The organism is Kocuria tytonis (genome assembly GCF_003226895.2).
In the GTDB taxonomy this organism is placed as follows: Bacteria; Actinomycetota; Actinomycetes; order Actinomycetales; family Micrococcaceae; genus Kocuria; species Kocuria tytonis.
Window position 1 is genome coordinate 706288 of record NZ_PNJG02000001.1, and the last position, 26796, is coordinate 733083.

Annotated in this window: 24 protein-coding genes; 1 reads left to right on the top strand and 23 read right to left on the bottom strand. The window is 71.2% G+C overall.

Annotated features, from left to right (window positions below):
- Nucleotides 1–26 precede the first annotated feature (26 nt).
- The 15 genes from murA to C1C97_RS03215 all read right to left on the bottom strand — a co-directional run bounded on the left by murA (nucleotide 27) and on the right by C1C97_RS03215 (nucleotide 14469).
- Nucleotides 27–1310 (bottom strand): UDP-N-acetylglucosamine 1-carboxyvinyltransferase, encoded by a 1284-nt coding sequence (murA, locus tag C1C97_RS03145; RefSeq protein WP_121029952.1) that lies wholly within the window; start codon nucleotides 1308–1310, stop codon nucleotides 27–29.
- A 145-nt stretch (nucleotides 1311–1455) separates the two neighbouring features.
- The gene (locus C1C97_RS03150; protein ID WP_110919709.1) at nucleotides 1456–1734 is read right to left on the bottom strand and encodes a F0F1 ATP synthase subunit epsilon; all 279 of its coding nucleotides are present in this window, start codon (nucleotides 1732–1734) and stop codon (nucleotides 1456–1458) included.
- A 3-nt stretch (nucleotides 1735–1737) separates the two neighbouring features.
- On the bottom strand, nucleotides 1738–3204 hold the full coding sequence (gene atpD / locus C1C97_RS03155; protein WP_121029953.1) for a F0F1 ATP synthase subunit beta: 1467 nt from the start codon (nucleotides 3202–3204) through the stop codon (nucleotides 1738–1740).
- A 40-nt stretch (nucleotides 3205–3244) separates the two neighbouring features.
- On the bottom strand, nucleotides 3245–4156 hold the full coding sequence (locus C1C97_RS03160; RefSeq protein WP_110919711.1) for a F0F1 ATP synthase subunit gamma: 912 nt from the start codon (nucleotides 4154–4156) through the stop codon (nucleotides 3245–3247).
- A 57-nt stretch (nucleotides 4157–4213) separates the two neighbouring features.
- Nucleotides 4214–5839 (bottom strand): F0F1 ATP synthase subunit alpha, encoded by a 1626-nt coding sequence (gene atpA, locus C1C97_RS03165; RefSeq protein ID WP_110919712.1) that lies wholly within the window; start codon nucleotides 5837–5839, stop codon nucleotides 4214–4216.
- A gap of 171 nt (nucleotides 5840–6010) precedes the next feature.
- Nucleotides 6011–6823, bottom strand: coding sequence for a F0F1 ATP synthase subunit delta (locus C1C97_RS03170; protein ID WP_121029954.1), 813 nt, complete (start codon nucleotides 6821–6823; stop codon nucleotides 6011–6013).
- Entirely contained in the window at nucleotides 6823–7374 is a 552-nt protein-coding gene (locus C1C97_RS03175; protein ID WP_121029955.1) for a F0F1 ATP synthase subunit B, read from the bottom strand. The genes C1C97_RS03170 and C1C97_RS03175 overlap by 1 nt, the downstream gene beginning before the upstream one ends.
- Before the next feature lie 46 nt (nucleotides 7375–7420).
- Complete coding sequence (locus C1C97_RS03180) at nucleotides 7421–7621, bottom strand: ATP synthase F0 subunit C (protein ID WP_016996283.1); 201 nt, start codon at nucleotides 7619–7621, stop codon at nucleotides 7421–7423.
- Between the two features lie 112 nt (nucleotides 7622–7733).
- Nucleotides 7734–8525, bottom strand: a complete 792-nt coding sequence (gene atpB, locus C1C97_RS03185) for a F0F1 ATP synthase subunit A (protein WP_055084924.1) — start codon at nucleotides 8523–8525, stop codon at nucleotides 7734–7736.
- An 86-nt stretch (nucleotides 8526–8611) separates the two neighbouring features.
- Nucleotides 8612–8935, bottom strand: a complete 324-nt coding sequence (locus C1C97_RS03190) for a hypothetical protein (RefSeq protein ID WP_199712161.1) — start codon at nucleotides 8933–8935, stop codon at nucleotides 8612–8614.
- Nucleotides 8932–9522: a hypothetical protein gene (locus C1C97_RS03195; protein ID WP_121029956.1), complete on the bottom strand. Its 591-nt coding sequence runs from the start codon at nucleotides 9520–9522 to the stop codon at nucleotides 8932–8934. Before C1C97_RS03195 ends, C1C97_RS03190 begins: the two co-directional genes overlap by 4 nt.
- The gene (locus C1C97_RS03200; RefSeq protein ID WP_199712162.1) at nucleotides 9519–10661 is read right to left on the bottom strand and encodes an MraY family glycosyltransferase; all 1143 of its coding nucleotides are present in this window, start codon (nucleotides 10659–10661) and stop codon (nucleotides 9519–9521) included. The genes C1C97_RS03195 and C1C97_RS03200 overlap by 4 nt, the downstream gene beginning before the upstream one ends.
- On the bottom strand, nucleotides 10658–12661 hold the full coding sequence (locus tag C1C97_RS03205) for a polysaccharide biosynthesis protein (RefSeq protein ID WP_233542688.1): 2004 nt from the start codon (nucleotides 12659–12661) through the stop codon (nucleotides 10658–10660). The genes C1C97_RS03200 and C1C97_RS03205 overlap by 4 nt, the downstream gene beginning before the upstream one ends.
- Nucleotides 12662–12689: 28 nt before the next feature.
- The gene (locus C1C97_RS03210) at nucleotides 12690–13550 is read right to left on the bottom strand and encodes a glycosyltransferase (protein WP_121029957.1); all 861 of its coding nucleotides are present in this window, start codon (nucleotides 13548–13550) and stop codon (nucleotides 12690–12692) included.
- Nucleotides 13537–14469, bottom strand: a complete 933-nt coding sequence (locus tag C1C97_RS03215; RefSeq protein ID WP_121029958.1) for a glycosyltransferase family protein — start codon at nucleotides 14467–14469, stop codon at nucleotides 13537–13539. Before C1C97_RS03215 ends, C1C97_RS03210 begins: the two co-directional genes overlap by 14 nt.
- A 271-nt stretch (nucleotides 14470–14740) precedes the next feature.
- Here C1C97_RS03215 and C1C97_RS03220 point away from each other — a divergent pair, with 271 nt between their 5' ends.
- A complete protein-coding gene (locus tag C1C97_RS03220; RefSeq protein ID WP_110919818.1) occupies nucleotides 14741–15709 on the top strand; it encodes an NAD-dependent epimerase/dehydratase family protein in 969 nt (322 codons plus the stop codon).
- 148 nt (nucleotides 15710–15857) lie between these two features.
- Here C1C97_RS03220 and C1C97_RS03225 read toward each other — a convergent pair whose 3' ends face one another.
- From C1C97_RS03225 to lysA, 8 genes are all read right to left on the bottom strand, one after another.
- Nucleotides 15858–16952: an L-threonylcarbamoyladenylate synthase gene (locus tag C1C97_RS03225; RefSeq protein WP_233542689.1), complete on the bottom strand. Its 1095-nt coding sequence runs from the start codon at nucleotides 16950–16952 to the stop codon at nucleotides 15858–15860.
- Between the two features lie 142 nt (nucleotides 16953–17094).
- Nucleotides 17095–17961 (bottom strand): peptide chain release factor N(5)-glutamine methyltransferase, encoded by an 867-nt coding sequence (prmC, locus tag C1C97_RS03230; RefSeq protein ID WP_110919817.1) that lies wholly within the window; start codon nucleotides 17959–17961, stop codon nucleotides 17095–17097.
- Between the two features lie 5 nt (nucleotides 17962–17966).
- Nucleotides 17967–19076 (bottom strand): peptide chain release factor 1, encoded by a 1110-nt coding sequence (prfA, locus tag C1C97_RS03235; RefSeq protein ID WP_121029960.1) that lies wholly within the window; start codon nucleotides 19074–19076, stop codon nucleotides 17967–17969.
- Nucleotides 19077–19124: 48 nt separating this feature from the next.
- Entirely contained in the window at nucleotides 19125–21368 is a 2244-nt protein-coding gene (rho, locus tag C1C97_RS03240; RefSeq protein WP_121029962.1) for a transcription termination factor Rho, read from the bottom strand.
- 294 nt (nucleotides 21369–21662) lie between these two features.
- A complete protein-coding gene (thrB, locus tag C1C97_RS03245) occupies nucleotides 21663–22604 on the bottom strand; it encodes a homoserine kinase (RefSeq protein ID WP_267897588.1) in 942 nt (313 codons plus the stop codon).
- A gap of 90 nt (nucleotides 22605–22694) precedes the next feature.
- On the bottom strand, nucleotides 22695–23804 hold the full coding sequence (thrC, locus tag C1C97_RS03250; RefSeq protein ID WP_110919813.1) for a threonine synthase: 1110 nt from the start codon (nucleotides 23802–23804) through the stop codon (nucleotides 22695–22697).
- A gap of 115 nt (nucleotides 23805–23919) precedes the next feature.
- Complete coding sequence (locus C1C97_RS03255) at nucleotides 23920–25233, bottom strand: homoserine dehydrogenase (RefSeq protein ID WP_121029964.1); 1314 nt, start codon at nucleotides 25231–25233, stop codon at nucleotides 23920–23922.
- A gap of 134 nt (nucleotides 25234–25367) precedes the next feature.
- Nucleotides 25368–26792, bottom strand: a complete 1425-nt coding sequence (lysA, locus tag C1C97_RS03260) for a diaminopimelate decarboxylase (protein ID WP_121030532.1) — start codon at nucleotides 26790–26792, stop codon at nucleotides 25368–25370.
- Between the last annotated feature and the right edge of the window lie 4 nt (nucleotides 26793–26796).

The following is a 26796-nucleotide window of genomic DNA, read 5'->3' on the forward strand; positions in this document are numbered from 1 at the left end:
GGTTTTTTCATGCGCAGGCTGCGGGCTCAGCTCCAGCCGCGGGCCATGCGCCGCTGCACGGCCACGCCCGCACCGGCCAGGTGCTCCACGAAGTGCTCGTACCCGCGGTCGATGTGCCCCACGCCGGACACCTCCGTGACACCGTCCGCCGCCATGCCGGCGATCACCAGCGCGGCGCCGGCCCGGATGTCCATGGCCTCCACCGGCGCCCCCGAGAGGTCACGGGCGGGAACACCGTCCACGCGAGCGTGGTGGCCGTCCAGGCGCACCCGTGCCCCGAGCCGCTCGAGTTCCGCCGTGAATCCCCAGCGTGCCTCGAAGACGTTTTCCGTGATGATGCCGGAGCCCTCGGCCACGGCGTTCAGTGCCACCACGAAGGGCTGCAGGTCCGTGGGGAATCCGGGGTACGGCAGCGTGGACACGTTGATCGCGCGCGGGCGTGCCGGCCCACTCACCACGAAGCGGCCCTGCGAGGTGTCGATGTCGCATCCGGCCGCGCGCAGCTTCTCCAGGACCACCCCCAGGTGCTCCGGCTCCGCACCGATGATCTCCGCGCGACCGCCCGTGACCGCGGCGGCGAAGGCCCAGGTGCCGGCCACGATGCGGTCCGGGACCGTGCGGTGGGTCACGGGGTGCAGCGCGGGCACACCCGTGATGGTGATCGTGGTGGACCCGAGACCCTCGATCCGCGCACCCATGGCCTGCAGCATGCTCCCGATGTCCACGATCTCGGGTTCCCGCGCCACGTTCTCCAGCACGGTCACGCCCTGGGCGGTGGTGGCCGCCGTCATGAGGTTCTCGGTGGCCCCCACCGACGGGTACCCCAGACGGTAGGTGGCCCCGCGCAGACCACCGGGGGCGCTGGCCAGGAGGAAGCCGCGCTCGATGCTGAGCTGCGCCCCCATGGCCTCGAGGCCCGCGCGATGCATGTCCAGCCCACGGGTACCGATCGCGTCACCGCCGGGCAGCGCCACCTCCGCGCGGTGGCAGCGGGCCATGAGAGGGCCGAGGACGGAGATGGACGCCCGCATGGCCCGCACGAGGTCGTAGTCCGCCTGGTGACCCAGCTGCTCGGGGACGTCGATGCTCACCACGTGCTCGCCGGCCCGGTAGGAGACGTCGCAGCCGAGCCGGCGCAGCAGCTCCGCCATGACCGTCACGTCGTGGATCTCCGGGACGTTGGTGATCGTCGAGCGACCCGGTGCGAGCAGGGCCGCCGCCATGAGCTTGAGCACGCTGTTCTTCGCGCCGTAGACGGGCAGCTCACCGTCCACCACGGTGGGGCCGTGTACCTCGATCTTCTCTTCCACGTTTCCTCCTAGGGCGCCGGCCACGCGACGTCGCGGGGCCGGGGCGGACGCGCGGGCGGCACCCGCACGGGTTGGTGCGCGAACGACGTCGACCCCCGCACCCCGGGCAGGGCGCGAGGGTCGACGTCGACCGGTGCGGTCCGGGTCAGGCGGACCGCGTCTGCGAGTCCAGGGAGACGTTGTCGGCAACGACCGTCACGCGGTTGTTGTCCACCGACAGCAGCCCGGAGTCGATGCGACCCCGCAGCCGGTCACCGTCCACGCGGTCGATCGCGAACTCCCCCGGCTTGAGCAGCCCCGCCATGGACTCGTGACCCGGCATGATGCCGATGTCGCCCTCGGTGGTGCGCACGCGCACGAGGCGCGCGGCACCGGTCCAGATCTTGCGGTCCAGGGCGACGATTTCCACGATCAGCTCGGCCATGGCTTACTTCTCGCCCGTCTCGGCCTTGATCTCGTCCCAGCGGCGCATGACGTCGTCCAGACCGCCCACGTTGTAGAACGCCTGCTCCGGGACGTTGTCCAGCTCGCCGTCGCAGATCTTGCCGAAGGCCTCGATGGTCTCCGCGAGGGGAACCGTGGAGCCCTCCACACCCGTGAACTGCTTCGCGGTGTAGGTGTTCTGGGACAGGAACTGCTCGATGCGGCGGGCGCGGGACACCACGACCTTCTGCTCCTCGGAGAGCTCCTCCACGCCGAGGATCGCGATGATGTCCTGCAGCTCCTTGTTCTCCTGCAGGATCCCCTTGACGCGGGTGGCCACGTCGTAGTGGGTCTGACCCACGTACTGGGGGTCCAGGATGCGGGAGGTGGAGGACAGCGGGTCGATCGCGGGGTACAGCCCGCGCGAGGCGATCTCACGGGAGAGCTCCGTGGTGGCGTCCAGGTGCGCGAACGTGGTGGCCGGGGCCGGGTCCGTGTAGTCGTCCGCGGGCACGTAGATGGCCTGCATGGACGTGATGGAGTGGCCGCGGGTGGAGGTGATGCGCTCCTGCAGCACGCCCATCTCGTCCGCGAGCGTGGGCTGGTAGCCCACGGCGGAGGGGATGCGCCCCAGCAGGGTGGACACCTCGGAACCGGCCTGCGTGAACCGGAAGATATTGTCGATGAACAGCAGCACGTCCTGGTTCTGCACGTCACGGAAGTACTCCGCCATGGTCAGACCGGTCAGGGCCACGCGCAGCCGCGTTCCGGGCGGCTCGTCCATCTGGCCGAACACGAGGGCGGTGTCCTTGAGCACACCCGCCTCTTCCATCTCCACCCAGAGGTCGTTGCCCTCACGGGTGCGCTCGCCCACGCCGGCGAACACCGAGGTGCCGCCGAAGTTGCGGGCCACACGGGTGATCATCTCCTGGATCAGCACCGTCTTGCCCACGCCGGCGCCGCCGAACAGGCCGATCTTGCCGCCCTGGATGTAGGGGGTCAGCAGGTCGATGGACTTGATGCCGGTTTCCATCATCTCGGTGCTGCCCTCGAGCTCCGCGAAGGACGGCGCCTTGCGGTGGATGGGCCAGCGCTCCTGGATGTCCAGCTCGTCGGTGGGCATGTCCAGGGCGTCACCCAGGACGTTGAAGATGTGGCCCTTGACCACGTCGCCCACGGGCACGGAGATGGGGGCTCCGGTGTCCTGCACGGGGGTGCCGCGCACCAGACCGTCGGTCTGCTGCAGCGAGATCGCGCGGACCACGTTGCTGCCGAGGTGCTGGGCGGTTTCGAAGGTGATCCGGCGCGGCTTGCCGTTGAAGTCGTAGTCAGCGGTCAGAGCGTTGTAGAGACCCGGAACCTGGTGCTCGGGGAACTCGACGTCGACCACGGGTCCGATCACTCGGGCGACGCGGCCCACGCCGGCGCCCGAGACCGGCTGGGCGGCCTGGTCGTTGATTGTGGCAGTCATTTCTCTCACTTCGTTTCGGCTGGCAATGGGGAGCGCGGGCCTAGAGGGCCTCGGCGCCACTGACGATTTCGGTCAACTCGGTGGTGATCTCCGCCTGGCGGGCGTTGTTCATCAGACGCGTGTACTTCTTGATGAGCTCCGTGGCGTTGTCACCGGCGGCCTTCATGGCCCGCTGGCGGGACGCCAGCTCGCTCGACGCCGCGTGGCACAGCGCCGAGTAGATGCGTGCCTTCACGTACCGGGGCAGGATCTCGTTGAAGACCTCTTCCGGGTTCGGTTCGAACTCGAAGTTGTTGTGGGTCTCCTCGAGGGAGTCGTAGCGCTCGGACACCTCGTCGCCGAGGTCGTTCGCGTCCGCGACCTCCAGCGGCAGCAGGCGCAGCACGCGGGGCTCCTGGGCCACCATGGAGTTGAACTGCGTGTACACCAGCAGCACCTCGTCCACACCGTTGTCCTCGTGGGGGGCGTTGATGTCGTGCATCAGCTGCTCCGTGAGCTCCTCGGCGCGCTCGGTGCTCGCGTTGTCCGTGTTGCCCGTCCAGAACTCGTCGTAGTCGCGGTGCCGGAAGTCGAAGTACGCCTTGGCCTTGCGGCCCACGAGGTACACGCGGACCTCCTTGCCCTGCGAGCGCAGCAGCTCCAGCAGCTCCTCCGTGCGCTTGAGCACGTTGGAGGAGTAGGAGCCCGCGAGACCGCGGTCCGAGGTGAAGACCACCACGGCGGAGCGCCGCACCTGGTCCGGGACCGTGGTCAGCGGGTGGGAGATGTTGTGCTGCGTGGCGATCTGGGAGGCCGCGCGGGTCAGCGCGTTGGCGTACGGGTACGCACCCTCGAGACTCTGACGGGACTTGTTGATGCGCGAGGTCGCGATCATCTCCATCGCCTTGAAGATCTTCTTCATCGACGAGGTGGATGCGATCTTCTGTCGGTAGACCCGAATCTGCGCTCCCATGAAATTTCCTTTCGGCACCGCGGTGGTGCGCCGGGCCCCGGCGCACCACCTCGACGGCTACTTCTTGACGATCGTTTCCTGGTTCACAGCGGTCGCACCGAGGGACTCGTGCTCCTCGACACCCGGCTCGATGCCGTGCTTGGAACCGTGGAAGTCCCGCTTGACCTCCGCAACGGCCGTCTTGAGCGCCTCCACGGCGTCGCCCTCGAGCTTGCCCGTGGAGTTGATCGAGTCCATCACGTTCGTGGTGCGGCGGACCTGGTCCAGCAGGGCGCGCTCGAACTCGGACACGTTCGCCACCTCGACGTCGTCGAGCTGCCCGGTGGTGCCGGCCCAGATCGAGACGACCTGGTCCGCCACGGGGTACGGCGTGTACTGGGGCTGCTTGAGCAGCTCCATCAGCCGCTCACCGCGGGTCAGCTGCTGGCGGGACGCGGCGTCCAGGTCCGAGGCGAACATCGCGAACGCCTGCATGGACCGGTAGGAGGCCAGGTCCAGCTTCAGCGTGCCGGAGACCTTCTTCATGGCCTTGACCTGCGCCGCGCCACCCACGCGGGACACCGAGATGCCCACGTCCACGGCGGGACGCTGGTTGGCGTTGAACAGGTCCGACTGCAGGAAGATCTGGCCGTCGGTGATGGAGATGACGTTGGTCGGGATGAAAGCCGAGACGTCGTTGGCCTTCGTCTCAATGATGGGCAGACCCGTCATGGAACCCGCACCGAGCTCGTCGGAGAGCTTGGCGCAGCGCTCCAGCAGACGGGAGTGCAGGTAGAAGACGTCACCGGGGTACGCCTCGCGTCCCGGCGGACGACGCAGCAGCAGGGACACGGCGCGGTAGGCCTCGGCCTGCTTGGAGAGGTCGTCGAACACGATCAGCACGTGCTTGCCGCCGTACATCCAGTGCTGGCCGATGGCCGAGCCGGCGTAGGGCGCCAGGTACTTCAGACCGGCGGACTCGGAGGCGGGAGCGGCCACAATCGTGGTGTAGTCCAGCGCGCCGTTGTCCTCGAGGGTCTGGCGCACGGCGGCGATCGTGGAGGCCTTCTGACCGATGGCCACGTAGATGCAGCGCACCTGCTGGTCCACGTCACCGGACTCCCAGTTGGAGCGCTGGTTCAGGATGGCGTCCACGGCGATCGCGGTCTTGCCCGTCTGACGGTCGCCGATGATGAGCTGACGCTGGCCGCGGCCGATCGGGATCATGGCGTCGATGGCCTTGATGCCGGTCTGCAGCGGCTCGTGCACGGACTTGCGCATGGTCACGCCCGGAGCCTGCAGCTCCAGTTCGCGGCGGCCGTCCGTCGCGATGGGTCCGAGGTCGTCCAGCGGCTCGCCCAGCGGATCGACCACGCGGCCGAGGTACCCCTCGCCCACCGGGACCGAGAGCACCTCACCGGTGCGGTGGACCTCCTGGCCCTCCTCGATGCCCTGGAAGTCGCCCAGCACCACGACGCCGATGTCGCGGGTGTCGAGGTTCAGGGCCAGGCCCAGCACCCCGTTCTCGAACTTGAGCAACTCGTTGGCCATGACGGAGGGCAGACCCTCCACGTGCGCGATACCGTCCGCGGCGGACGACACGCGCCCCACCTCTACTCGTTCCACGGTGCCGGGGTCGTAGGACGCCGCGAATTCGTTCAGCGCACTACGGACCTCGTCGGCATTGATGGTCACATCGGCCATCTGCTGTCCCTGCTCTCTACGTCGTGTGATCATCGCGTGAGCAATGACCAGGCTTGTTCTTGTCGCGATGCGTTGCCCCATCGCCCTGCGACCGCGTGAGCGGCCCGTGGAGGCAACGCGACGAGATGCCGGCATCGACCGACTCCCCGCGATCCCCGCTCCACGAGAGGATCAGGCTCCGATCCGCTGCTGCAGCCGAGCCAGTCGGTGCGTGACCGAGCCGTCGATGATCTCCTCGCCCACCTGCACGCGCAGACCGCCGACCAGGGAGGGGTTGACCTCCGTGGTGAGCTTCAAATCCCGTGCGTACAGCCGGTTGAGGCCGTCGTGCAGCCTGGCCAGCTGGTCCTCGCGCAGCGGACGGGCGGTCTCCACGTGGGCGATCCACCGCTGCTGCCGGTCCGCGACCCACTGGGCGAAGTGCTCGAGCAGCCGCCCGGGCAAGGACCCACGCGGTGCACTCACGGCGCGCTCGATCAGCAGCGCCGCCTCCTCGGAGCCGGGTGCCCGCAGCCGACGGGCCAGGGTGACCTTGGCCCGCGCGTCGGCGCGGGAGTCCGAGAACGCCCGCTGCACCTCCGGGGAGCGGTCCAGCATGGACTTGAACCGGATCAGCTCGTCCATGAGCCCCTCGAGGGCGCTGCCGCCCCCGCGGTTCTCCGCGGCCGCCGCCGCGATCAGCACCGCCGCCCGTTCGATCCCGTCCCCCAGCTCGCGCTCGGAGGCGCTGCGCTGGGATGCGAGATCCGCGACGACGTCCACTGCGCTCCCGTTCGCCCGGCCGTCGAGCAGCGAGTGCACGAGGCGGGCGCGGTCGGCGGCGGAGCGGGAAGGATCCGTGAGGGCGCGGCGCAGAGCGCCGTTCTCGTCCACGATGTCCAGGATCGCGAACAGGTGCTGCGCGATCTCGGGGCTCGCGTGCGAGGCCCAGCAGTCCAGGTCCACGGTGAGTGGACGATAGGGTTCGTTCGATGCTTCTGCCATTACCGTGCAGCTCCCGTGCGGCCTTGCTCGGCATCCAGGTCCGCCAGGAAGCGATCGACCACGCGGTTGGCGCGGTCGTCGTCGTTCAGGGACTCCCCGACGATCTTGGACGCGAGCTGGGTTGCCAAAGTGCCGACCTCGTCCCGCAGGGAGACCACGGCCGCCGCACGCTCGGCCTCGATGGCCTTGTGTGCGTTCTCGGTGATCCGTGCGGATTCCAGGTTGGCCCGGTCCTTGAAGTCCGCCAGGATCTTCTCGCCCTCGGAGCGAGCTTCCTCGCGGATCTTCTGGGCTTCGAGCCGGGCACTTTCGAGCTGCTGGTTGTACTCGTCGCGTGCTGCCTTGGCCTCGGCCTGAGCGGCCTTCGCCTTGGCAAGTCCACCCTCGATGGCGTCCGCCCGGTCCTTGTAGACCTTCTCGAACGCCGGGACGATGAACTTGAACGCGATGAAGAGCAGAATCACGAACCCGATGAAGGTGATCAGCATTTCCCAGCGGTCGGGGAAGAGAGGACTCTTCGCCTCCTCGGCTGCCAACACCAGTGCGTTCATGAGCTCGATTCCTGTTCTCTAGTTAGGGCGTGTTCTGAGGGGTGCCTCAGAGCAGCGCCAGGACGAAGCCCAGAATGGCGAGGGCCTCGACCACGGCGAAGCCCATGAACAGCATCGGCTGGATCACGCGCTGGGACTCGGGCTGGCGAGCGACGGCCTGCATGTAGGCGGCGAAGATGAGACCCACACCGATACCACCGCCGATGGCAGCGAGACCGTAGCCAATGACGCTAAGCGAACCTTCCATTGTGGATATTTCCTTTCTGGGTGCCCGCAGGAGCGAGCGGTGGTGCCGTTACGAGAACCGTGAACGGACGATGGTCAAGTGAGCGGCCCGGAGGCGGCGCTCCTTCGTGGGGCTAGTGCCCCTCCTGCAGTGCGCCCTGTACGTACACGGCGAACAGCAGGGTGAAGATGTAGGCCTGCAGGATCTGGATCAGAACCTCCAGGAAGTAGATGAACAGTCCCAGCACGAGACCGAACCCGGAGCCGGCGATGCCGAGCACGCCGCCCACCTCGGTGGCCAGGTACGCCATGAACGCGGCTGCGACCATGATGGCCATGTGGCCCGCGAACATCGTGGCGAACACACGCAGCGCGTGCGTCACGGGGCGGATGATCATGTTCGAGAGGAACTCGAGCGGGATCAGGATCACGTAGAGGAACTTGGGGACGTCCGGCGGCATGGTCATCTTGACCATGAAGTGGCCGAGACCGTGACGCTTGATGCCCACGCCGACCCACACGACGTAGGCAATGGCGGCCAGCACGTAGGCGGAACCCGGGTGCGACAGCGTGGGAAGCTGGAGCACGGGGATCGACCCGAAGAGATTGTTCACCAGGATGAAGAAGAAGAAGCTGAACAGCAGCGGCACGTACGGCCGGAAGTCCTTCTCACCGATGATGTCCCGGCCCAGGTGGTTGCGAACCAGGCCGTAGCCCATCTCGCCGACGTACTGGCCCTTGGAGGGCACCATGGCCCGGCGACGGATCAGGAACATGAAGAGGCCGGCGATCAGAACCACCGACAGAAGGATCAGCAGAGACTGCTTGCCGAAGGCGAAGGACCCCACTTCGAAGAACGGGGGAAGATGCGCGTCTTCCGTGGAAGGGGCCACGAATTCGGCCGGAATCCTCAGGGCGGGGTTCAATACGGGTCCTTTCTGCGGTATCCAGACCGGTCACACTCCGGGCCGGGGCCCAGATCAGATGACTTCCTTGTCTCCGACGGGGTCTTTTACGGGGAATCGCTGCGGTTCAAGGCGTCCCTCATGTGAAGGTAGCCGAGGTACACCCCGGCGGCCGCTCCGAAGACAGCTCCCGCGATCACAATCCACCGTGTTCCCAGTAGGTGATCCAGGAGCCAGCCTATCAAACTCCAAAACGCCGCACCGACCACGACATACAGCAGAATGGCGATCCCGCCACCCAGTCCGCCGCGCTCCACGAGCTCCCCCGCCGTGTACAGGGTGTCCTTGCGGGCCGAGTCCGCGAGCTTCTGGTTGAGGCCGCGCAGATCCCGCGGCCCGCGGGGCTCGGGTGCGTCCGGGGACGGGTTCACGGTGTCCTCATCTCTCGGGTGGATGGCGGGTGGCGGTCGGTGTCGCCGGGGCACGCGACCGCACCGGCGGTCCCGGCCGCGGGTGCGGCGAGGTGCGCCGCATCGGCGACGCGCGGGGCGGGAGGGGGCGGCGCGGCGTCGTCGTGCTCCGCCGCCCGCTGCAATGCGAGGTCACGGGCCGCGTGGCCGGAGACCCGCCGGACGAGCACGACGAAGCACACGGTGGCGACCACGTGCACGGCGAGGGCCGAACCCAGGAACGCGCCCGGGACCAGCCATCCGGGGGGGCCCGGGACCAGGAGCAGCCAGCCGAGCGCGAGGACCTTGAGCAGGTACAGCGCGGCGAGTGCCGGCGCGGTGGCCGCCGGGGCCACCCGGAACATCTGGGCGGCCACGAGCACCGAGGCCGCCGAGCTGAGGGCCACGAGTCCCGCGCCGAACAGCAGCGAGCGAGCGGTGTCCGGGACGTGGGCGCCGAAGGCCACGGCGACGGCCGCCGCTGCGGCCGCGGCGACCAGCAGGGAGCCCGCGCGGACTCCCCTGCCGTAGGACTCCGTCCGGGGGGCGCCGCGTTCTCGTGCGGTCATGACCGCTCGCTCCGGGCGCGCGGGCGGGCGTGCGTCAGCACGGCGGGTGACACGAGGTAGGCCACGAGCACCAGCACCACGGCGAGACCCGCGAGCGCCGATCCCGCGCCGTTCGCGCGCAGCCCGGCAACGGAGATGACGCTCACCAGCACGCTGGCCGCGGTGACCACCAGGGCGGACTGCACGTGGGACAGTCCCGCGTCCGTGAGCCGCTGGTAGACGTGCTGACGGTGCGGTCTGTACCAGACCTCGCCGCGCCGGATCCGCAGCACCAGGGTCACGGCGGTGTCCGCGAGGTACACGAGCAGCGGCGGCAGCAGGTACTCCACGTACACCCCGGAGAGGAACGCGCCGATGGCGGTGGCCGCGACGGCCCCGCCCAGGACGTACGAGCCCACGTCCCCCAGGAAGACCGTGCCGCGCCCCAGGTTCCACGGCAGGAACCCGAGGAACGCGCCGGCGAGCGCCAGTCCCGCGCACACCAGCCAGGGCATGTCGTTGACACCGCCCGCCCAGGCGTAGAACAGTCCGACCACGGCGCCGTGCAGTCCCGAGACGCCGTTGATGCCGTCCATGAAGTTCGCGATGTTGATGTAGGCCACGGTGGCGGCCACGCCCACGGGCCACCACCACGCGGGGATGCCGAGCGTGACGATCAGCGCGGCGGTTCCCAGGGCGCCGATGAGACCCTGCACGGCGAGCCGGACGCCGATGGAGACCCCGCGGTAGTCCTCCGCCCAGCCCAGTGCCGCAGCGGCCGCGGTCATGGCCAGCACCGCGAGCGCGATGGAGCGGTCCACGGGGATCAGGCCCGTGAGCAGCGCACCCGCGTACGTGACGACGAGTGCGATGGCCACCGCGAGACCCATGCCGCGCAGCACGGGCCTGGAGTGGGAGGAGCGGTCGGAGGGGATGTCGATGATCCCCCAGCGGGTCAGCCACGGCTTGACCGCGAACGGCAGCACGGCGGACAGCACGAGGGCCAGTCCCAGGGTCCACGGGGCGAGGTGCAGGAGCAGCTCGAGCGCCCGCGCGTCGTCGAGACTCGCGGGTCCCGTGACGAGACCGGGCGGCTGTGGGACGGCCGCGCCGGGGGCACGGGCCGTGACGACCCCCTGCAGCAAGGCGGCGATACTCATTTCCGCGTCCCCTCCTCCGCGCCGTCCTCCGGGGAGTCCGTGCGCGGTGTCGTCCGCCCGCCCGTCCGCCCGGGCGCCCCCGCCGCGTGGCTGCCGCCGTCCCGCGGGCCGCGACCCCCGGTCGACGACGCCGCCGCGCACTCCGCGGCACGCGGCACCGAGAAGTCGGTGATCCGGGGCTGCGTGCTCGGGGCCACCTGCGGGATGGACCCCGTGAACAGCATGCCGCCGCGGACCTTCCAGACGTGGCGGTCCAGGTTGGCCGGGTCCAGGCGTTCGGCCCTGGCGTGCGAGATCTTGGGGTGGAAGGGCCGCTCGTCGGTCTCCCCCGCGCCGATCAGGTCCTCGTGCAGCTTCTCGCCGTGGCGCAGTCCGGTGATCTCGATGCGGATGTCCTCGCGTCCGGACATCGAGCGCAGCCGCTGGGCGATGTCCATGATCCGCACGGGCTCGCCCATGTCCAGGATGAGTACCTCTCCCCCGCGGGCGATCGCGCCGGCCTGGATCACGAGCTGGCAGGCCTCGGGAATGGTCATGAAGTAGCGGGTGGCGTCCGGGTGGGTCACCGTGATGGGACCGCCCTGGCGGATCTGTTCCGCGAAGAGCGGGAGCATGGACCCCCGGGAGCCGAACACGTTGCCGAAGCGCACGGAGGCGTAGCGCCTGCCCGTGCGGTCCCCCGTCCAGGCGGTGAGCTTCTCCGCGACGCGCTTGGAGTGGCCCAGCGCCGTGGTGGGGTTGGCGGCCTTGTCCGTAGAGATGTTCACGAACACGTCCACGTCCACGGCGGCGGCGGCGCTCAGCACGTGCAGCGAGCCCATCACGTTGGTCTTCCACGCCTCGTCCGGGTACTGCTCCAGCAGGGACACGTGCTTCAGGGCCGCCGCGTGGAAGACCACCTGGGGGCGGCGGTCCTCGAAGACCCGGGTGAGGGACTCCGCGTCCCGGATGTCGCACAGCACGGTGTCGTTGCCGTCCAGCAGCCCCCGCCCGGTGATGGAGATCTGGGTGGCCTGCAGCCCGGACTCGTCACGGTCCAGCATGATGAGCTCCGCGGGTTCGAAGCCCACGAGCTGGCGGCACAGCTCCGACCCGATGGAGCCCCCCGCCCCCGTGACCAGCACCCGCTTGCCCGTGACGTACCCGGCGATCGCCTCCACGTGGATGTCCACGGGCCGCCGGCCGATGAGGTCCTCCATGGAGATGTCCCGCAGGTCCACGCTCTGGTTCGCTCCCGTGAGCATCTCGTTCAGGGGCGGGACCGTCATCACGCGGGTCCCGGTGCCCGCCACGGCGTCCGAGACGCGCTGCATGGTGCGGGGGTCCACGTCCGAGAGGGCGACGATCAGCACCCCGGCGCGCGTGTGCTCCAGGACGGAGGCGGCGTCGTGCAGGGTGCCCATGACCGGGACGGAGGAGATCCGCAGGTGCTTCTTGGCGGGGTCGTCGTCCAGCAGCGCGACCGGCAGGAAACCGGAGGCCGGGTCCTGCATCATGCGGTGCACCAGGAACGTGCCCAGTGCCCCGGCACCGAAGACCACCACGTGCTGCGCCTGGTCACCGGGCTTCGCCGTGGACTCCTGGTACATCCGCTTGAGGTAGCGGAACGCGGCCATGAGCAGGCACGCGAAGGGGAAGGCGATGAACCCCAGGGAGCGCGGGATCCACAGCGTCACGCCGAAGACCAGCAGGATGCCCTCCAGCAGCGCGGTGACGATGACCGTCACCACCACCAGCAGCTTGGCCTCCTCGAAGCTGCCGAACGAGTACCGCCCCTTGTAGAGGGCGAACGAGAAGCCCACGAGCAGCTGCAGCACCACGGCCGCGAGGCACGCGACGACCACCCCGCCCACGGACACGAGCTCCACGTGCAGCTCGAAGCGCAGCAGCACGGCCACCCACAGCGCCACGATCCACGCGACGGAGTCCAGGATCATCTGGATCCACAGCCACGCGACCGGTTTGTCCGCTCGGGGGGTGGAGCTCACGGGGTTGACCATGGGGCCGTTGTCCTTTCGGGTGCGCGGATCAGCCGTTGCGGTGGCCCACCATGAGCCGGTAGGCGGCCTCCCGCACTCGCAGGGGGACGAACCGGTAGCCGCCGCGCACGATGACGTTCGTGGCCCATTGTAGGAACCCCACGTGCCCCAGTGCCCGCAACCGGGCCTGCAGGGCGAGCTCCGCCCTGAGCACGCGGTACCCGCCGCGGCGCTCGTAGGAGCCCGCGGAGATCCGGTAGCCCACGAGCGGCTCCGCGACGTTGCGCACGTCCGCGCCCGCGTGCAGCATCCGCGCCCACAGCCAGTAGTCCTCGGCCATGGGGACGTCCTCGTAGCCCCCCACGGCGTCCACCGCGCTGCGCCGCAGCACGACCGTGGGGTGGGACAGGGGGTTGCGCCGGCGGCTCACGGCAGCGATCCGCCGTGCTCCCACGGGCGCGGCCCGCAGTGCCACGGGGCGGGTCTCGTCGTCTCCGATCTCGTGCATCGAGGCACCCACGAGATCCGCGCCGTCCTCGATCAGCGGCAGCTGGCGTTCGAAGCGGTGGGGGTAGGCGACGTCGTCCGCGTCCGCGCGCGCCACGACGTCGTACGCGCACCGCGGCAGCGCCGTGCGCAGCGCCCGGGCCAGACCGCCGTTCTCGGGCAGCACGAGCACGTGCACCGGCACCGGGGACACGCTTTCCAGCCGTGCGAGCTCCGCGGTGACCGACGCCGGCACCGGGCCGTCCTGGACGATGCGCACCTCGGCGGGCGGGCGGGTCTGCTCCACCGTGTTGGACTCCACGGCGCGGCGGATGCGTTCGGCCGTGTCCCCGCGGTAGACGGGGACGAGCAGGGAGAACCGGGCCGGGAGCTGCTCCGGGCGCAGCGGGTCAGCGAGGGCCACCGAAACCCCGCCCGCGCATGCCGTCGGTGTAGAGCCGGGCCCACGTGAGCAGACCCTTGAGGTCCCGGTTCCTGAGGTAGTGGGCGGGGTACCCGATCACGTCCGCGCCCAGCTGCACCACGCGCTTGTAGCGCCACGAGACGTAGCCGCGGTTGCGGAAGAAGTGGCGCTGCTTGAACTCCCCCGGGGGGATCAGCACCTGCAGCCGGCCGGGGACCACCACGTGCTCCTCGTCCCATCCCGGGGGGTGGGACACGGCGGTGGTGGTCACGGTGCCGAACGGCAGCCCGCTCCTGCGCAGCCGCACGAGGAAGTCCACCTCGTCCCCGCGCAGGAACAGCTTGAGGTCCGGCAGACCCACCTGGAAGAAGACGGACTCGGCCACGAGGGCGCCGTTGAAGAAGTTCGCGTAGGAGTCCAGGAATCCCAGGGGTTCAAGGTCCGCGCGGCGGTGGGTGATCCCGCCCTCCAGGCGGTACGGGAAGGACAGCAGCCCGTGGTCCTGCGGAGCCACGATCAGCGGGGAGACCACCGCCAGCTCGCGCTCCCGGGCCGCCGCGCGCAGCGCCCGGAGGCAGTCGGGATCCTCGGGGTGGGCGTCGTCGTCCATGAGCCACACCTGCTGCGCGCCGCTCGCGAGCGCCGTGAGGATCGCGAGCGCGAAACCACCGGCGCCGCCCAGATTGGCCACCGAGCGGCGGTAGTGCAGCTCGAACGCCCCGCCGATCCGCTCGCGCAGCGCGGCCTCGTCCAGGGGCGTGCGCCCGGCGTCCACGAGGCTGAGGCTCGCCACCGGAGCGGTCTGCACGCACAGTGCATCGATGAGAGTGGCCACGTCCTCGGGGCGGTCCTGCGTGACGCAGGCAACGCCCACGGCGGCGCCCGTCCGATCGGTGGACCGCGAGCTGGTTTCCGTCATGACGCCCCCGAGAAGGATTGGTGGTGTGCCGGTGCGGGTGCCCGCCGACCGTGTTCCGGCGCTCCGGACCACCGTGGCCGGGGATGACCGGTCACGGGTCCGTCGGCGGGCCGGTGAACTCCCGGAGTCTATCAACGCGCACCTTGGTGTCCGCTCGACGGCCGGCCCGTCGCCGCGCCCGGCGCGGTCTGCGGGGCCGTGCCGTCCCTCCCCGATCCGTCCGGGGGCGCTACCGTACGATGGACGAACCACCACGGGAGGAGACACAACAGTGACGGTTCACAGCTGGCGCGTTCTCGGAGCAACGGGCTTCATCGGTTCCGCCATCACCACGGCCCTGCAGACCCGCGAGATCCCGGTCACACCGGTGGCCTCGCCCCGTCTGGCGTCCCCGGCCACCACCGTCCACCACCTCGTGGAGCACGCCGAGCGGCTCGAGTCCGTGATCGACTACCTGGCCGATTCCTTCGCCGGCGCGGACACCGTGGTCAACGCCGCCGGGCTGGCGGCCCCGGACCAGACCCACCAGCAGTCCCTGACCGGTGCGAACTCCCTGCTGCCGGTGCTCGTGGCGCTCGCCGCGCACCGCACGGGTGTCCGGCGGGTGATCCACATGAGCTCCGCGTCCGTCCAGGCGGACGCCCCCGTGCTGGACGAGTCGATCCGCACGGCCCCGTTCTCCCCCTACTCCTTCTCCAAGGCGCTCGGGGAGTCCGCGCTGTACCGGCTGCACTCGCAGTGGCGCACCGAGGACGGCGCACCCGAGCTGACGGTCATCCGGGCCACCTCCGTGATGGGCAGCGAACGGCGCACCACCCGCATGCTCGCGCGCTTCGCCTCCTCCCCGCTGAGCTCCGTGGCGGGTGACGGCTCCTCCCCCACCCCCGTGACGTCGGTGACCGCGCTCGCGCAGTTCACCGTGGCCGTGGGAGAGTTCCCCCGGCCGCTGCCCCCGGTCATCCTGCAGCCGTGGGAGGGCGCCACCACCGCATCCGTCCTGCGCGACGCCGGGCGTCGCAACCCGCTGTCTCTGCCCCCGTGGTTCTGCCGGGCGGCCATCGGCTCGGCGCGCTTCGCCTCGGGTGTGGCCGGGCACCGCTACGCGGGTCTGATCCGTCGGCTCGAGGTCACGTGGTTCGGCCAGCGCCAGGTCCCGGGGTGGGCGCACGAGAACGACGTGCTCCCCGAGCCCCACGTCCAGGAGGTGCTGCGCCAGGCGCACCTGGCCCTGGGCCGCTGACGCCCCGCATTCTTCTGCGGGACCGCAGCGGGCCCGCACCCCTCTGAACCGCCCCTCGCGGTGGTACGGGGTGCGGGCCCGCTGTCGTGGATGAGGCCTGCGGCGCTCGGGGGTCCGGTGCCGCGGGGGCGCAGGGAAGGCTCTGGACTCAGTCCCGCCGGTCCGGGTGCCGGTCCCCGGCCACGAGCTCGCGTGCCTCGGCCATGCTCAGCGCGCTCGTGCCGCCCCACCGGGGTTCGTCGTCGCGGGAGCGGTCGCGGCCCTGGTCCACCGCGCCGCCGCCGTCCGCGCCGGTCTCGCGGACCATGGCGGTGACGATGTCGTCGTCGGAGTCCTCGGGACCGTCGTTCCCGGACGGCCCGGGCTCACGGGCCGCGCCGGCCCCCGCTGCGGCGACGGCCGCCGCGGCGGAGCCACCCGTGGTCGTCCCGGCCCGGTCCCCGCTCGTCCCGGGCGTCACCGTGGTCCCCTCGGGCCCGGGCGACGCCGCGGCCGCGTCGGATCCATGGGGCTCGTGGGAACCGTGGGATTCGCCGGGCTCGTCGGACGAGGGAGCCGCGGCGGTGTCGCCGTCGCTGCCACCGTGGACGGTGGGCACCACCTGGCGCAGCCGCTGCAGCGAGATGGCGCCGTGGCGCAACACCACCGGGGTCTCCCCCGTGCAGTCCACGATGGTGGAGGCCGTATCCCGGGCGTCCTGGGGCACCTCGCCCGAGGGCCGCGGGCCGCCGTCGAGGTACAGCGCCACACGGTCCTGGAGCATCTCGCGTGCCCGATGGGCGGTCTGCGCGGCGGGCAGTCCCGTGCGGTTGGCGGACGACACCGCCATGGGGCCCACCCGGTCCAGCACCGCGCGGGTCACGGCGTCGTCCGGGACGCGCAGGGCCACGGTGCCGTGCGTCTCCCCCAGGTCCCATCCCAGTGAGGGCTGGGCCCAGCAGACGATGGTGAGCGCACCGGGCCAGAAGGCCCGCGCGAGGGCACGGGCGTCCCCGGAGACCTCGTCCGCGAGGGCCTCCATCACCTCGGGGCGCGCGATCAGCACCGGTGGCGGCATCTCACGGGTGCGGCCCTTGGCCCCCAGCAGGGTCTGGACGCCCGCGGCGGAGAACGCATCGCACCCGATGCCGTAGACGGTGTCCGTGGGGAGCACGATGCACTCGCCGTCCCCGACGACGCCCGCGGCCGCGGCCACGGCCGCGTCCAGTTCCCGGTCACTGCCGCAGGACATGATGTCGCTCACGAGCAACTCCTCTGCTCACTGGTCTCGTGTGGTGTGGTGGTGCGCCCGTCGGATCCGGCCGGGCGCCGCGCGGGGAGCCCCGAGGCGCCGGCACCGTCGGGACGGGGACGGACGTCCGTCCGCCAGGGTACGCGTCCGGTCCTCAGGACAGGTCCTCGGGGAGCTCGGCCGTGGTGGCCCGCGGTCTGCCGGTGAGGTCGTGGTGCACCTGGATCCCGCGGAAGCCGCGATCGGCCAGGGCCCGGGCCACGAGCTCCACCTGCGACTCCGCGTGCTCCATGATGAACGAGCCCTCCGGGCGCAGCACCCGCAGGGCCGTGTCCATGGCCGCACACGGGAGCAGCATGCCGGTCTCGTCCCCGCCGTAGAGAGCCGTGGCGGGATCGTGGTCCCGGACCTCGGGATCCTCCGGGACCTCCCCCGAGGGCACGTAGGGCGGGTTGGTCACGACCACGCAGAAGCGCCCGGCGGTCTCCGGTGCGACGTCCCGGTAGTCGCACTCGAGCAGGCGCACCGCCGAACCCCGCAGATTGCGCCGGGACCAGGGCAGCGCGGCCGCCTCGCGCTCTACCGCGCTGACCCGGCACGCCGGGTCCTCGGTGGCCACGGCCAGGGCGATGGCGCCGCTGCCCGTCCCGAGGTCGATCACGGCGGGGTGGGTCTCCCCGGACTCGCGCCACGCGTGCGCCCTGTCCAGGGTGAGCTGCACGAGCAGCTCCGTCTCGGGGCGGGGCACGAACACCCCGGGGCCCACCGCGAGCTCCAGCTGCCGGAACGGGGCCGTGCCCGTGATGTGCTGCAGCGGTTCGCGCCGCGCCCTGCGCCGCACGAGCTCGCGGTAGCCCTCCGGTTCCGCGGCACCCAGGATGGCCTTGGCCTCGGTCTCACCGCGGGACAGGCCCAGCGCGTGGGCGGCCAGCAGGACGGCGTCGGCATCCGGGGATCCCACGCCGGCCCGGACGAGCTCAGCGCGGGCCCACCCGATGGCCTGGGCGAGGGTCGAGGGCACGGTGCTCAGTTCCTCCGGTCCGCGGACCCCTGCTCCGCGGATTCCTGGCCCAGCTGCTCCAGCCGGTGCTTCTCGTCCAGTTCCACGGCCGAGGTGATGACCGGTCCCAGTGCGCCGTCCAGCACGTGGTCCAGGTTGTACGCCTTGTAGCCGGTGCGGTGGTCCGCGATCCGGTTCTCCGGGAAGTTGTACGTGCGGATGCGCTCCGAGCGGTCCACGGTGCGCACCTGGGACTTGCGGGCCGCGGCGTTCTCCGCGTCGATCTGCTCCTGCTGGTGTGCGAGCAGGCGCGCACGCAGCACGCGCATGGCGGCCTCACGGTTCTGCAGCTGCGACTTCTCGTTCTGCATGGACACCACGATGCCCGTGGGCACGTGGGTGATCCGCACCGCGGAGTCCGTGGTGTTCACGGACTGGCCGCCGGGGCCGGAGGAGCGGTAGACGTCGATCTTGAGGTCGTTCTGGTTGATGTCGATCTCGTCCGGTTCGTCCACCTCGGGGAAGACCAGCACGCCGGCCGCCGAGGTGTGCACGCGGCCCTGGGACTCGGTCACGGGCACCCGCTGCACACGGTGCACCCCGCCCTCGTACTTGAAGCGCGCCCACGCACCCTCGGACGGGTCCGAGGAGCTGCCCTTGACCGCGAGCTGGACGTCCTTGTAGCCACCCAGCTCGGTGGGCGTGGCCGAGAGGATCTCCGTCTTGAGACCGCACTGCTCGGCGAAGCGCATGTACATGCGCAGCAGGTCCCCGGCGAACAGGGCGGACTCGTCCCCGCCCTCGCCCGCCTTGACCTCGAGGATCACGTTGCGGCCGTCGTCCGGGTCACGCGGGACCAGCTTGCGGCGCAGCGTCTCGCGGGCCGAGACGAGCTCCTCCTCCAGCGGTTTGATCTCCGCCGCGAGCTCGGGATCCATGCTCCCGAGCTCGCGGGTGGCCTCGAGGTCCTCGGACACGCGTTCCACCCGTCGGTGGGCCTCCACGATGCCGTTGAGCTCGGAGTAGCGCCGCCCCAGCTTCCGGGCCCGTCCGGCGTCCGCGTGCACAGCGGGATCCGCCAGTTCACGCTGCAGCTGGGCGTGCTCGTCCAGCAGCGGCTGAACGGGATCGGACATGGGGTGTACTCCTTCTCGACGGGTGGAACGTGCGGTGGCCGCCCGCTCCTAGTGGCCGGCCAGCGTGGTCTTCTGGACCTGCAGCAGGAACTCGGCGTTGGACTGGGTGTCCCGCAGCTTGCTCGTGAGCAGCTCCAGGGCCTGCTGCTGCTCGAGGCCCGAGAGCACGCGACGCAGCCGCCACATGATCTTGATCTCCTCGGAGGACAGCAGGTTCTCCTCGCGGCGGGTGCCGGAGGAGTTGACGTCCACGGCCGGGAAGATGCGGCGGTCCGCCAGCTGGCGGGAGAGCCGCAGCTCCATGTTGCCGGTGCCCTTGAACTCCTCGAAGATGACCTCGTCCATCTTGGAACCGGTCTCCACCAGGGCGGTGGCGAGGATGGTCAGGGACCCGCCGTTCTCGATGTTGCGCGCGGCACCGAAGAACTTCTTGGGCGGGTACAGCGCCGCGGAGTCCACACCGCCGGACAGGATGCGTCCGGAGGCGGGGGCCGAGAGGTTGTACGCGCGGCCCAGGCGGGTCATGGAGTCCAGCAGGACCACCACGTCCATGCCCATCTCCACGAGGCGCTTGGCACGCTCGATCGCGAGCTCCGCCACCGTGGTGTGGTCGTCGGCGGGACGGTCGAAGGTGGAGGCGATGACCTCCCCCTTGACCGTGCGCTGCATGTCCGTGACCTCTTCGGGGCGCTCGTCCACGAGCACCATCATGAGGTGTACCTCGGGGTTGTTCGTGGTGATCGCGTTGGCGATCGACTGCAGCATGAGCGTCTTGCCGGCCTTCGGCGGGGACACGATCAGACCGCGCTGACCCTTGCCGATGGGCGCCACCAGGTCCACGACGCGCGGGCCGATCTTCTTGGGATCGGTCTCCAGGCGCAGCCGTTCCTGCGGGTACAGCGGGACGAGCTTGCTGAACTCCACCCGCTCCTTGTTCTCCTCGGGCTTGCGGCCGTTGACCGTGGTCAGCTGCACGAGCGCGGAGAACTTCTGGCGGGAGTTGCTGTGCTGCTCGCCGTCACGCGGTGCGCGGATGGCGCCCACCACGGCGTCGCCCTTGCGCAGGTTGTTCTTCTTGACCTGGGACAGGCTCACGTAGACGTCGGACGGGCCCGGGAGGTAGCCCGAGGTGCGCACGAACGCGTAGTTGTCCAGCACGTCCAGGATGCCGGCCACGGGCAGCAGGACGTCGTCCTCGGTGATCTCGACGTCGTCCACGTCCGGACCGTTGTTGCGGTTGCGGCGGTTGCGGCGCTCGTTGCGATCGCTGCGGTCCCCGCGCTCACCGCGGTCGTTGCGGTCACCGCGGTCGTTGCGGTTGCGGCGGTTGCGGCGCGAGCCGCCCTCGCCGTCGTTCCCGTTGCGCTCGCCGTTGCCGCGCTCGCCGCGGTTGCGCCGGTCGTTGCGGTTCTGCCCGTCCTGGCCGTTGTCGCCGCCGTCCTTGGCGTCCCGGGAGTCCTTGGCGTCGCGGCGGCTGCCCTGCTCCTGGCCGCCGTCCTTGGCGTCCCGGGAGTCCTTGGCGTCGCGGCGGCTGCCCTGCTCCTGGCCGCCGTCCTTGGTGTCCTTCTGGTGGTTCCGGCCGCGACCGCCCGCGGACGTGTCGGCGCGCGCGTCCTCGCGCGGCCCGTCCTCCTGCTTCTCGCCGGCGGAGGCGTCCTTCGCCGCGGATCCGCGGTCCTGCTGGGAGGACTTCTCGTTGCGGTTGCCGCGGCCGCGCTGGTTGCGGCTGCCGCGAGCGGAACCGTCCTTGGACTCGTCGGAGCCGCCCCGCGGGGAGTCACCCTGGTCCTGGGCGGACTCGTTCCCGGGCTGCTGCTTCTGGGTCGACTCGTCCGGGGACTGGCCGCCGCGGCCCTCGCCGTCCGCGGGTGCGGTGGCCCGGCGGGAGCGGCGCGAGCCGCTCTGGCGCTTGGCACCCTGAGTGCCGGACTCGTCCTCGGTGGACCCGTCCGCGGCGGAACGGGACGCCTTCTCGGCGGTGCCGTCCGCACCGGACGCCGCGGCGTCGTCGCCGGACGCGCCAACGCCCTCGGGGGTGGTGTGGCGCTGGGAGGCCTTGCGAGCGGTCTGCTCGATCTTCTCCGCCACGGCCTTGTCGCGCTCGGCCACGGCGCCGCCGCGCTGGTGGGCCTCGATGGCCTCGACCAGGAGGGACTTGCGCATGCGGCGCGCACCCGTGATGCCCAGCTGGGCGGCCAGCGCCTGCAGCTGCGCGAGCTTGAGTCCGGACAGCCCGGTGCTCTGGGCGGTGGAGGTTTCCGTTCCCTGTTCGGGGGCGGTGGATTCTGTCACGAAGGTTCCTTCTGACTCGGATGGGGGCTGCGGCATTCAGATCGCCTGCAGCCCGACGGTGTGGGTGTGGGCCGCCCGCGGCGGGCCACGGAGGATGCGCGCGAGGAACACGCGCCATCAGCAATGAAGTCCCCCGAATCCCCCGCGGGACCGGTCCGCCACATCACAGAGGTGGCTGGGCTACGCGGGAGAGGATCGCAGCGAGGCTACGCCTTCGAACACCTGCGGTAGAAAGCTGCGCACGGGGCTCGAGTGCGGGGCCGTACTGTCCATGGGCAGTAGCGAACCCGGGGCCTATTGCGTGGATGTCTCCACCCTAGCACCCTCCGTGGGCACCCGCAGGACAAGACTGCGCCACGTCACGGGCGCACCGCGGTGCGAGGCGGCCGACGCCGCCGGGTCACCGGTGATCTCCGCGATCGCCTCCGTGGCGGCCCGGGCCGCGTCCTCGCCGTGGGCGAGCACGAGCACGGTGGGCCCCGCTCCCGAGATCAGCGCCGCGTGCCCGCGCTCGCGCAACCGGGTCACGAGGTCGTGGCTCGGGGCCATGGCCTGCGCGCGGTACGGCTGGTGGAGCAGGTCGAAGGTCGCGGGCAGCAGCAGCTCGGGACGCTCGCCGAGCGCCGCGACGAGCAGCGCCGCGCGCCCGGCGTTGACGGCGGCCGTGTGGTGTGCCACGGAATCGGGCAGCAGACCGCGGGCCACGGACGTGGCCACCTCGAAGTCCGGGACGGCCACCACGGGCACCACGTCCGGGTGCGCGCGCACGGGCACGCTGTGGAAGTGCCCGTTCTCCTCCCAGGAAATGGTCAGACCGCCCAGCAGGGTGGGCGCCACGTTGTCCGGATGGCCCTCCAGCCGCGAGCAGACCTGCAGCACCTCGTCCGCTCCGAGCCGCGCGTCCTCCGGCAGCAGGGCGTTGCCCGCGAGCACCCCGGCGACCACGGCGGAGGCGGACGAGCCCATGCCGCGGCCGTGCGGGATGACGTTGTGGGCGGTGATCCGCAGCGGGGGCAGGGCACCGGCGCCGGCGGCGTCGAACGCCGCCTGCATGGCGCGCACCACCAGGTGCTCGGCGGTGCGGGGGACGTCGTGGGCGCCCTCCCCGCTCAACTCGAACTCCAGGCCGCGCTCGATGCGCGTGACCTGCAGGGAGTCGCAGTGGTCCAGGGCGAGCCCGAGCGAGTCGAAGCCCGGGCCCACGTTGCCCGTGGACGCCGGGACCGTGACCCGCACGGTGGTGGGGCTGCCCGCGCCGTGCGGCTCGGCGGGAACCGGGGTGGCCGGGCGTCCGGTGCTGTGGTGCGTCTGGTGCACGGCGCCCGCTCAGTCCAGTCCGAGGGCCGCGGCCACGGAGACCACGTCGAACGGGACACGCTTCGGCTCGGCGGCCCGCGCGTCCTCGGCCTCCGCGCCCTTGACGGCCCACTGGGGGTCCTTGAGGCCGTGCCCGGTGACCGTGGCCACGATGGTCCTGCCCGAGGGCACCTCGCCCGCCCGCGCCTTCTTGAGCAGCCCGGCCACGCTCGCGGCGGAACCGGGCTCCACGAACACGCCCTCGCGGGAGGACAGCCAGCGGTGCGCCTCGAGGATCTGCTCGTCCGTGACGGAGTCGATGAGACCACCGGACTCGTCCCGTGCCGCCATGGCGGTGTCCCAGGACGCCGGGTTGCCGATCCGGATGGCCGTGGCAATGGTCTCGGGCTCGGTCACCGGGTGGCCCAGCACGAGCGGCGCGGCGCCCTCCGCCTGGAAGCCCCACATGGCGGGGGTGTGCGTGGCGACCGCGGGCAGGATCTCCCCCGAGGTGGCCGGGGTGTCCTGCGCGTACTCGCGGTAGCCCTTCCAGTACGCGGTGATGTTGCCCGCGTTGCCCACGGGGAGCACGTGGATGTCCGGGGCGTCGCCCAGGGTGTCCACCACCTCGAAGGCCGCGGTCTTCTGGCCCTCGATCCGGTAGGGGTTCACGGAGTTGACCAGGAACACCGGGTAGGACTCGGAGAGCTTGCGGGCCACCTCGAGGCAGTTGTCGAAGTTGCCGTCGACCTGGATGATGTCCGCGCCGTGCGCCACCGCCTGGGACATCTTGCCCAGGGAGATCTTGCCCTCCGGGACCAGCACGGCGCTGCGCATCCCGGCCTGCTTGGCGTAGGCGGCGGCGGACGCGGAGGTGTTGCCGGTGGACGCGCACACCACGGCCTGCGCCCCGGCCTCCTTGGCCTTGGTGATGGCCATGGTCATCCCCCGGTCCTTGAAGGAGCCGGTGGGGTTCATGCCCTCGAACTTGAGCCACACCGTGGAGCCGGTGAGCTCCGAGAGCGCCCGGGCGCGGATCAGCGGCGTGCCGCCCTCCCCCATGGTGACCACCTCGGTCTGCTCCGTCACGGGCAGCCGGTCCCTGTACTCGTTGATGACGCCCTGCCAGACGTGTGCCATGCCGTGATGCTCCTCGGGTGAAGGGGTTGTCGGTTCAGCTCTCGTGTCGCGCGTGGGCGCGGCGTGCGGTGCTCGGTCGGGTGCGTTCGACGCCGCCACCCGTCCGGTTCGCGCTCTATTCTCCGGTCTCCACCGGGGTCACGGACACCACGTCCCGCACCACGGGCAGTCCCCGCAGCGCCTCGACGGTGGCCATGAGGTCCGCGTGGCGCCCGGTGTGCGTGACGAGGCGCAGCATGGAGGTCCCGGTGGTGCGCGGGTCCTCGCTCTGCTGCATCGTGGAGATGGACACGCCGTGGTCCGCGAAGACCTGGGCCAGCTGCGCCAGCACGCCCAGCCGGTCCGTGACCGCGAGCGTCACGGCCAGCTTGGTGCTGACCTCGTCCATGCTCACCGCGGGCAGCGCGGCGTAGTCCGCGAGCGGAATGCCCTGCGCGCCCAGCGCGATGGCCCGGGCCGCGGAGACCAGGTCCCCGAGCACCGCGGAGGCCGTGGGCTCCCCGCCGGCACCCTGGCCGTAGAACATCAGGGAGCCGGCCGCCGCGGCCGTCACGAACACCGCGTTGTACGCGCCGCGCACGCCGCCCAGCACGTGCTCCCTGGGGATCATCACGGGGCCCACGCGCAGGTTCACGCCGTCCGCGCAGCGCTCCCCCACGGAGAGCAGCTTGATGACGTAGCCGGCCTCCCGGGCCGCGGCCATGTCCTCGGCGGTCACCGAACGGATCCCCTCGCAGTGGACGTCGTCGATCGTGTAGCTGGAGTGGAACGCCAGGGACGCCAGCACGGCCGTCTTGGCTGCGGCGTCGTGACCCGCCACGTCCGCGGTGGGGTCCGCCTCCGCGTAGCCGAGCTCCTGGGCCTCGGCCAGGGCGGCGTCGAACGCCGCGCCCGTGGTGTCCATCTGGTCCAGGACGAAGTTGGTGGTGCCGTTCATGATGCCCAGGAAACGCTCCACCCGGTCCCCGGCGAGCGAGTCCCGCATGGGCCGCACGATCGGGATGGCCCCGGCCACCGCGGCCTCGTAGGACAGCTGCGCGCCCGTGGCCGCCGCGGCGTCCTGCAGCTCGCGCCCGTGCTCCGCGAGCAGCGCCTTGTTGCCCGTGATCACGGACTTCCCGGCGTTCAGGGCACGCAGCACGCGCGCCCGTGTGGGGTCGATGCCGCCCGTGAGCTCCACGACCACGTCCGCACCGTCGATCACGGCGTCCGCGTCCGTGGTGAGCAGCTCGGCGGGCAGGGCCACGTCCCGGGGCGCCGCGGTGTCGCGCACGGCGATGCCACTGAGCTGCAGCTGCACGCCGGTGCGCAGGGCGAGCTCGTCCGCGCGGGTGAGCAGCACGTGGGCCACCTGGGAGCCCACGGTTCCCGCCCCCAGCAGCCCGACCTTCAGGACGGGCGGCTGCTGCGTGTGTGCGGTGGTGGTCATGGCTCTCGGTGTTCCTTCGGGGTTCGTGGGTTCCGGCACCTCGGGGGTCCGGGGCCGGTGCGGTTCGGCATCGCGGTGAGGACGACGGCGCCGCGCGGGTCCGCGACGGGGCGCGCCGTGTCCTCGGCCCCGGTTCAGATCCCGGTGTCCCGGGCCAGCAGGTCCGTGACCGACTCGCGGCGCACGATCTCGCGGGTGCTGCCGTCCGGGGCCACCGCGACGATCCCGGGCCGGGCCAGCCAGTTGTAGTTGCTGGCCAGGGACCAGCAGTACGCGCCGGTCACGGGGACCACGAGCAGGTCCCCCGCGTGCACGTCCCCGGGGAGGTAGACGTCCTTGACCACCACGTCACCGGACTCGCAGTGCTTGCCCACCACGCGGGAGAGCACGGGAGGCTCCTGCGACACGCGGCTGCCGAGCACGGCGGTGTAGTTGGCGTCGTAGAGCACGGGACGGGCGTTGTCGCTCATGCCGCCGTCCACGGACACGTAGCGGCGCCGCACCCCCGGGCTCACGGTGACCGTCTTGACGGTGCCCACGGTGTACACGGTGCACCCGGAGGGGCCCGCGATGAACCGGCCGGGCTCGAAGGACAGGTGCGGGACCGGCAGCCGCGAGTCCCGCAGGGCGCTCGAGAGCAGGGAGGCGAGGTCCCCGGCGATGTCGGCGACGTCGCGCGGGGTGTCCGCCGCGGTGTACGCCACGCCGTGCCCGCCCCCGAGGTCCAGCTCCGGCAGGGACACACCCCACCGCTCGGCCACGGTCTCCCGCAGCGCGAGGACGCGCTCGGCGGCCTGGCCGAAGCCCTCGGCGGCGAAGATCTGGGAGCCGATGTGGCAGTGCAGTCCCCGCAGCTCCAGCGCGTCGGAGGCGCCGAGGCACGCGGCCACGGCCTGCAGCGCGGGCGAATCCCCGTCCTCGGCGTTGAGGGAGAGCCCGAACTTCTGGTCCTCGTGCGCGGTGGCGATGAACTCGTGGGTCGACGCGTGGACGCCCGGGGTCACCCGGATCATCACGGGAGCCCGCGTTCCCCGGTCCCGGGCCAGCCCCGCCACCAGGTCGATCTCCGCGAGGGAGTCCACCACGATGCGACCCACGCCCGCGTCCAGGGCGGCGGCGATCTCCTCGGCGGACTTGTTGTTCCCGTGCAGCGCGATCCGCTCACCCGGGATCCCGGCGGCGAGCGCCACCGCCAGCTCCCCTCCGGAGGCGGTGTCGATGTTCAGTCCCTCGTCGGCGGCCCATCGGGCCACCGCGGTGGTGAGCAGCGCCTTCGAGGCGTAGTAGACCGCGCTCTGCACGCCCAGGGGGTGCAGCGCGGCCTCGAACGCCTCGCGGAAACCCCGGGCGCGGGCGCGGAACGTGCGCTCCGAGACCACGTAGCTCGGGGAGCCGTGGCGCCGCGCGATCTCGGTGACGGGCACCGAGTCCACGGTGACGCACCCGGACGCGTCCCGCGCGTACTGGGACGTGAACACCGGGGACTCCAGTGCCGCCGGGTCCTCGGGGACCCGCAGCCAGGACGGTGCGAGCGGGTGCTCGGCGGGCGTGGCGGTCATCCGG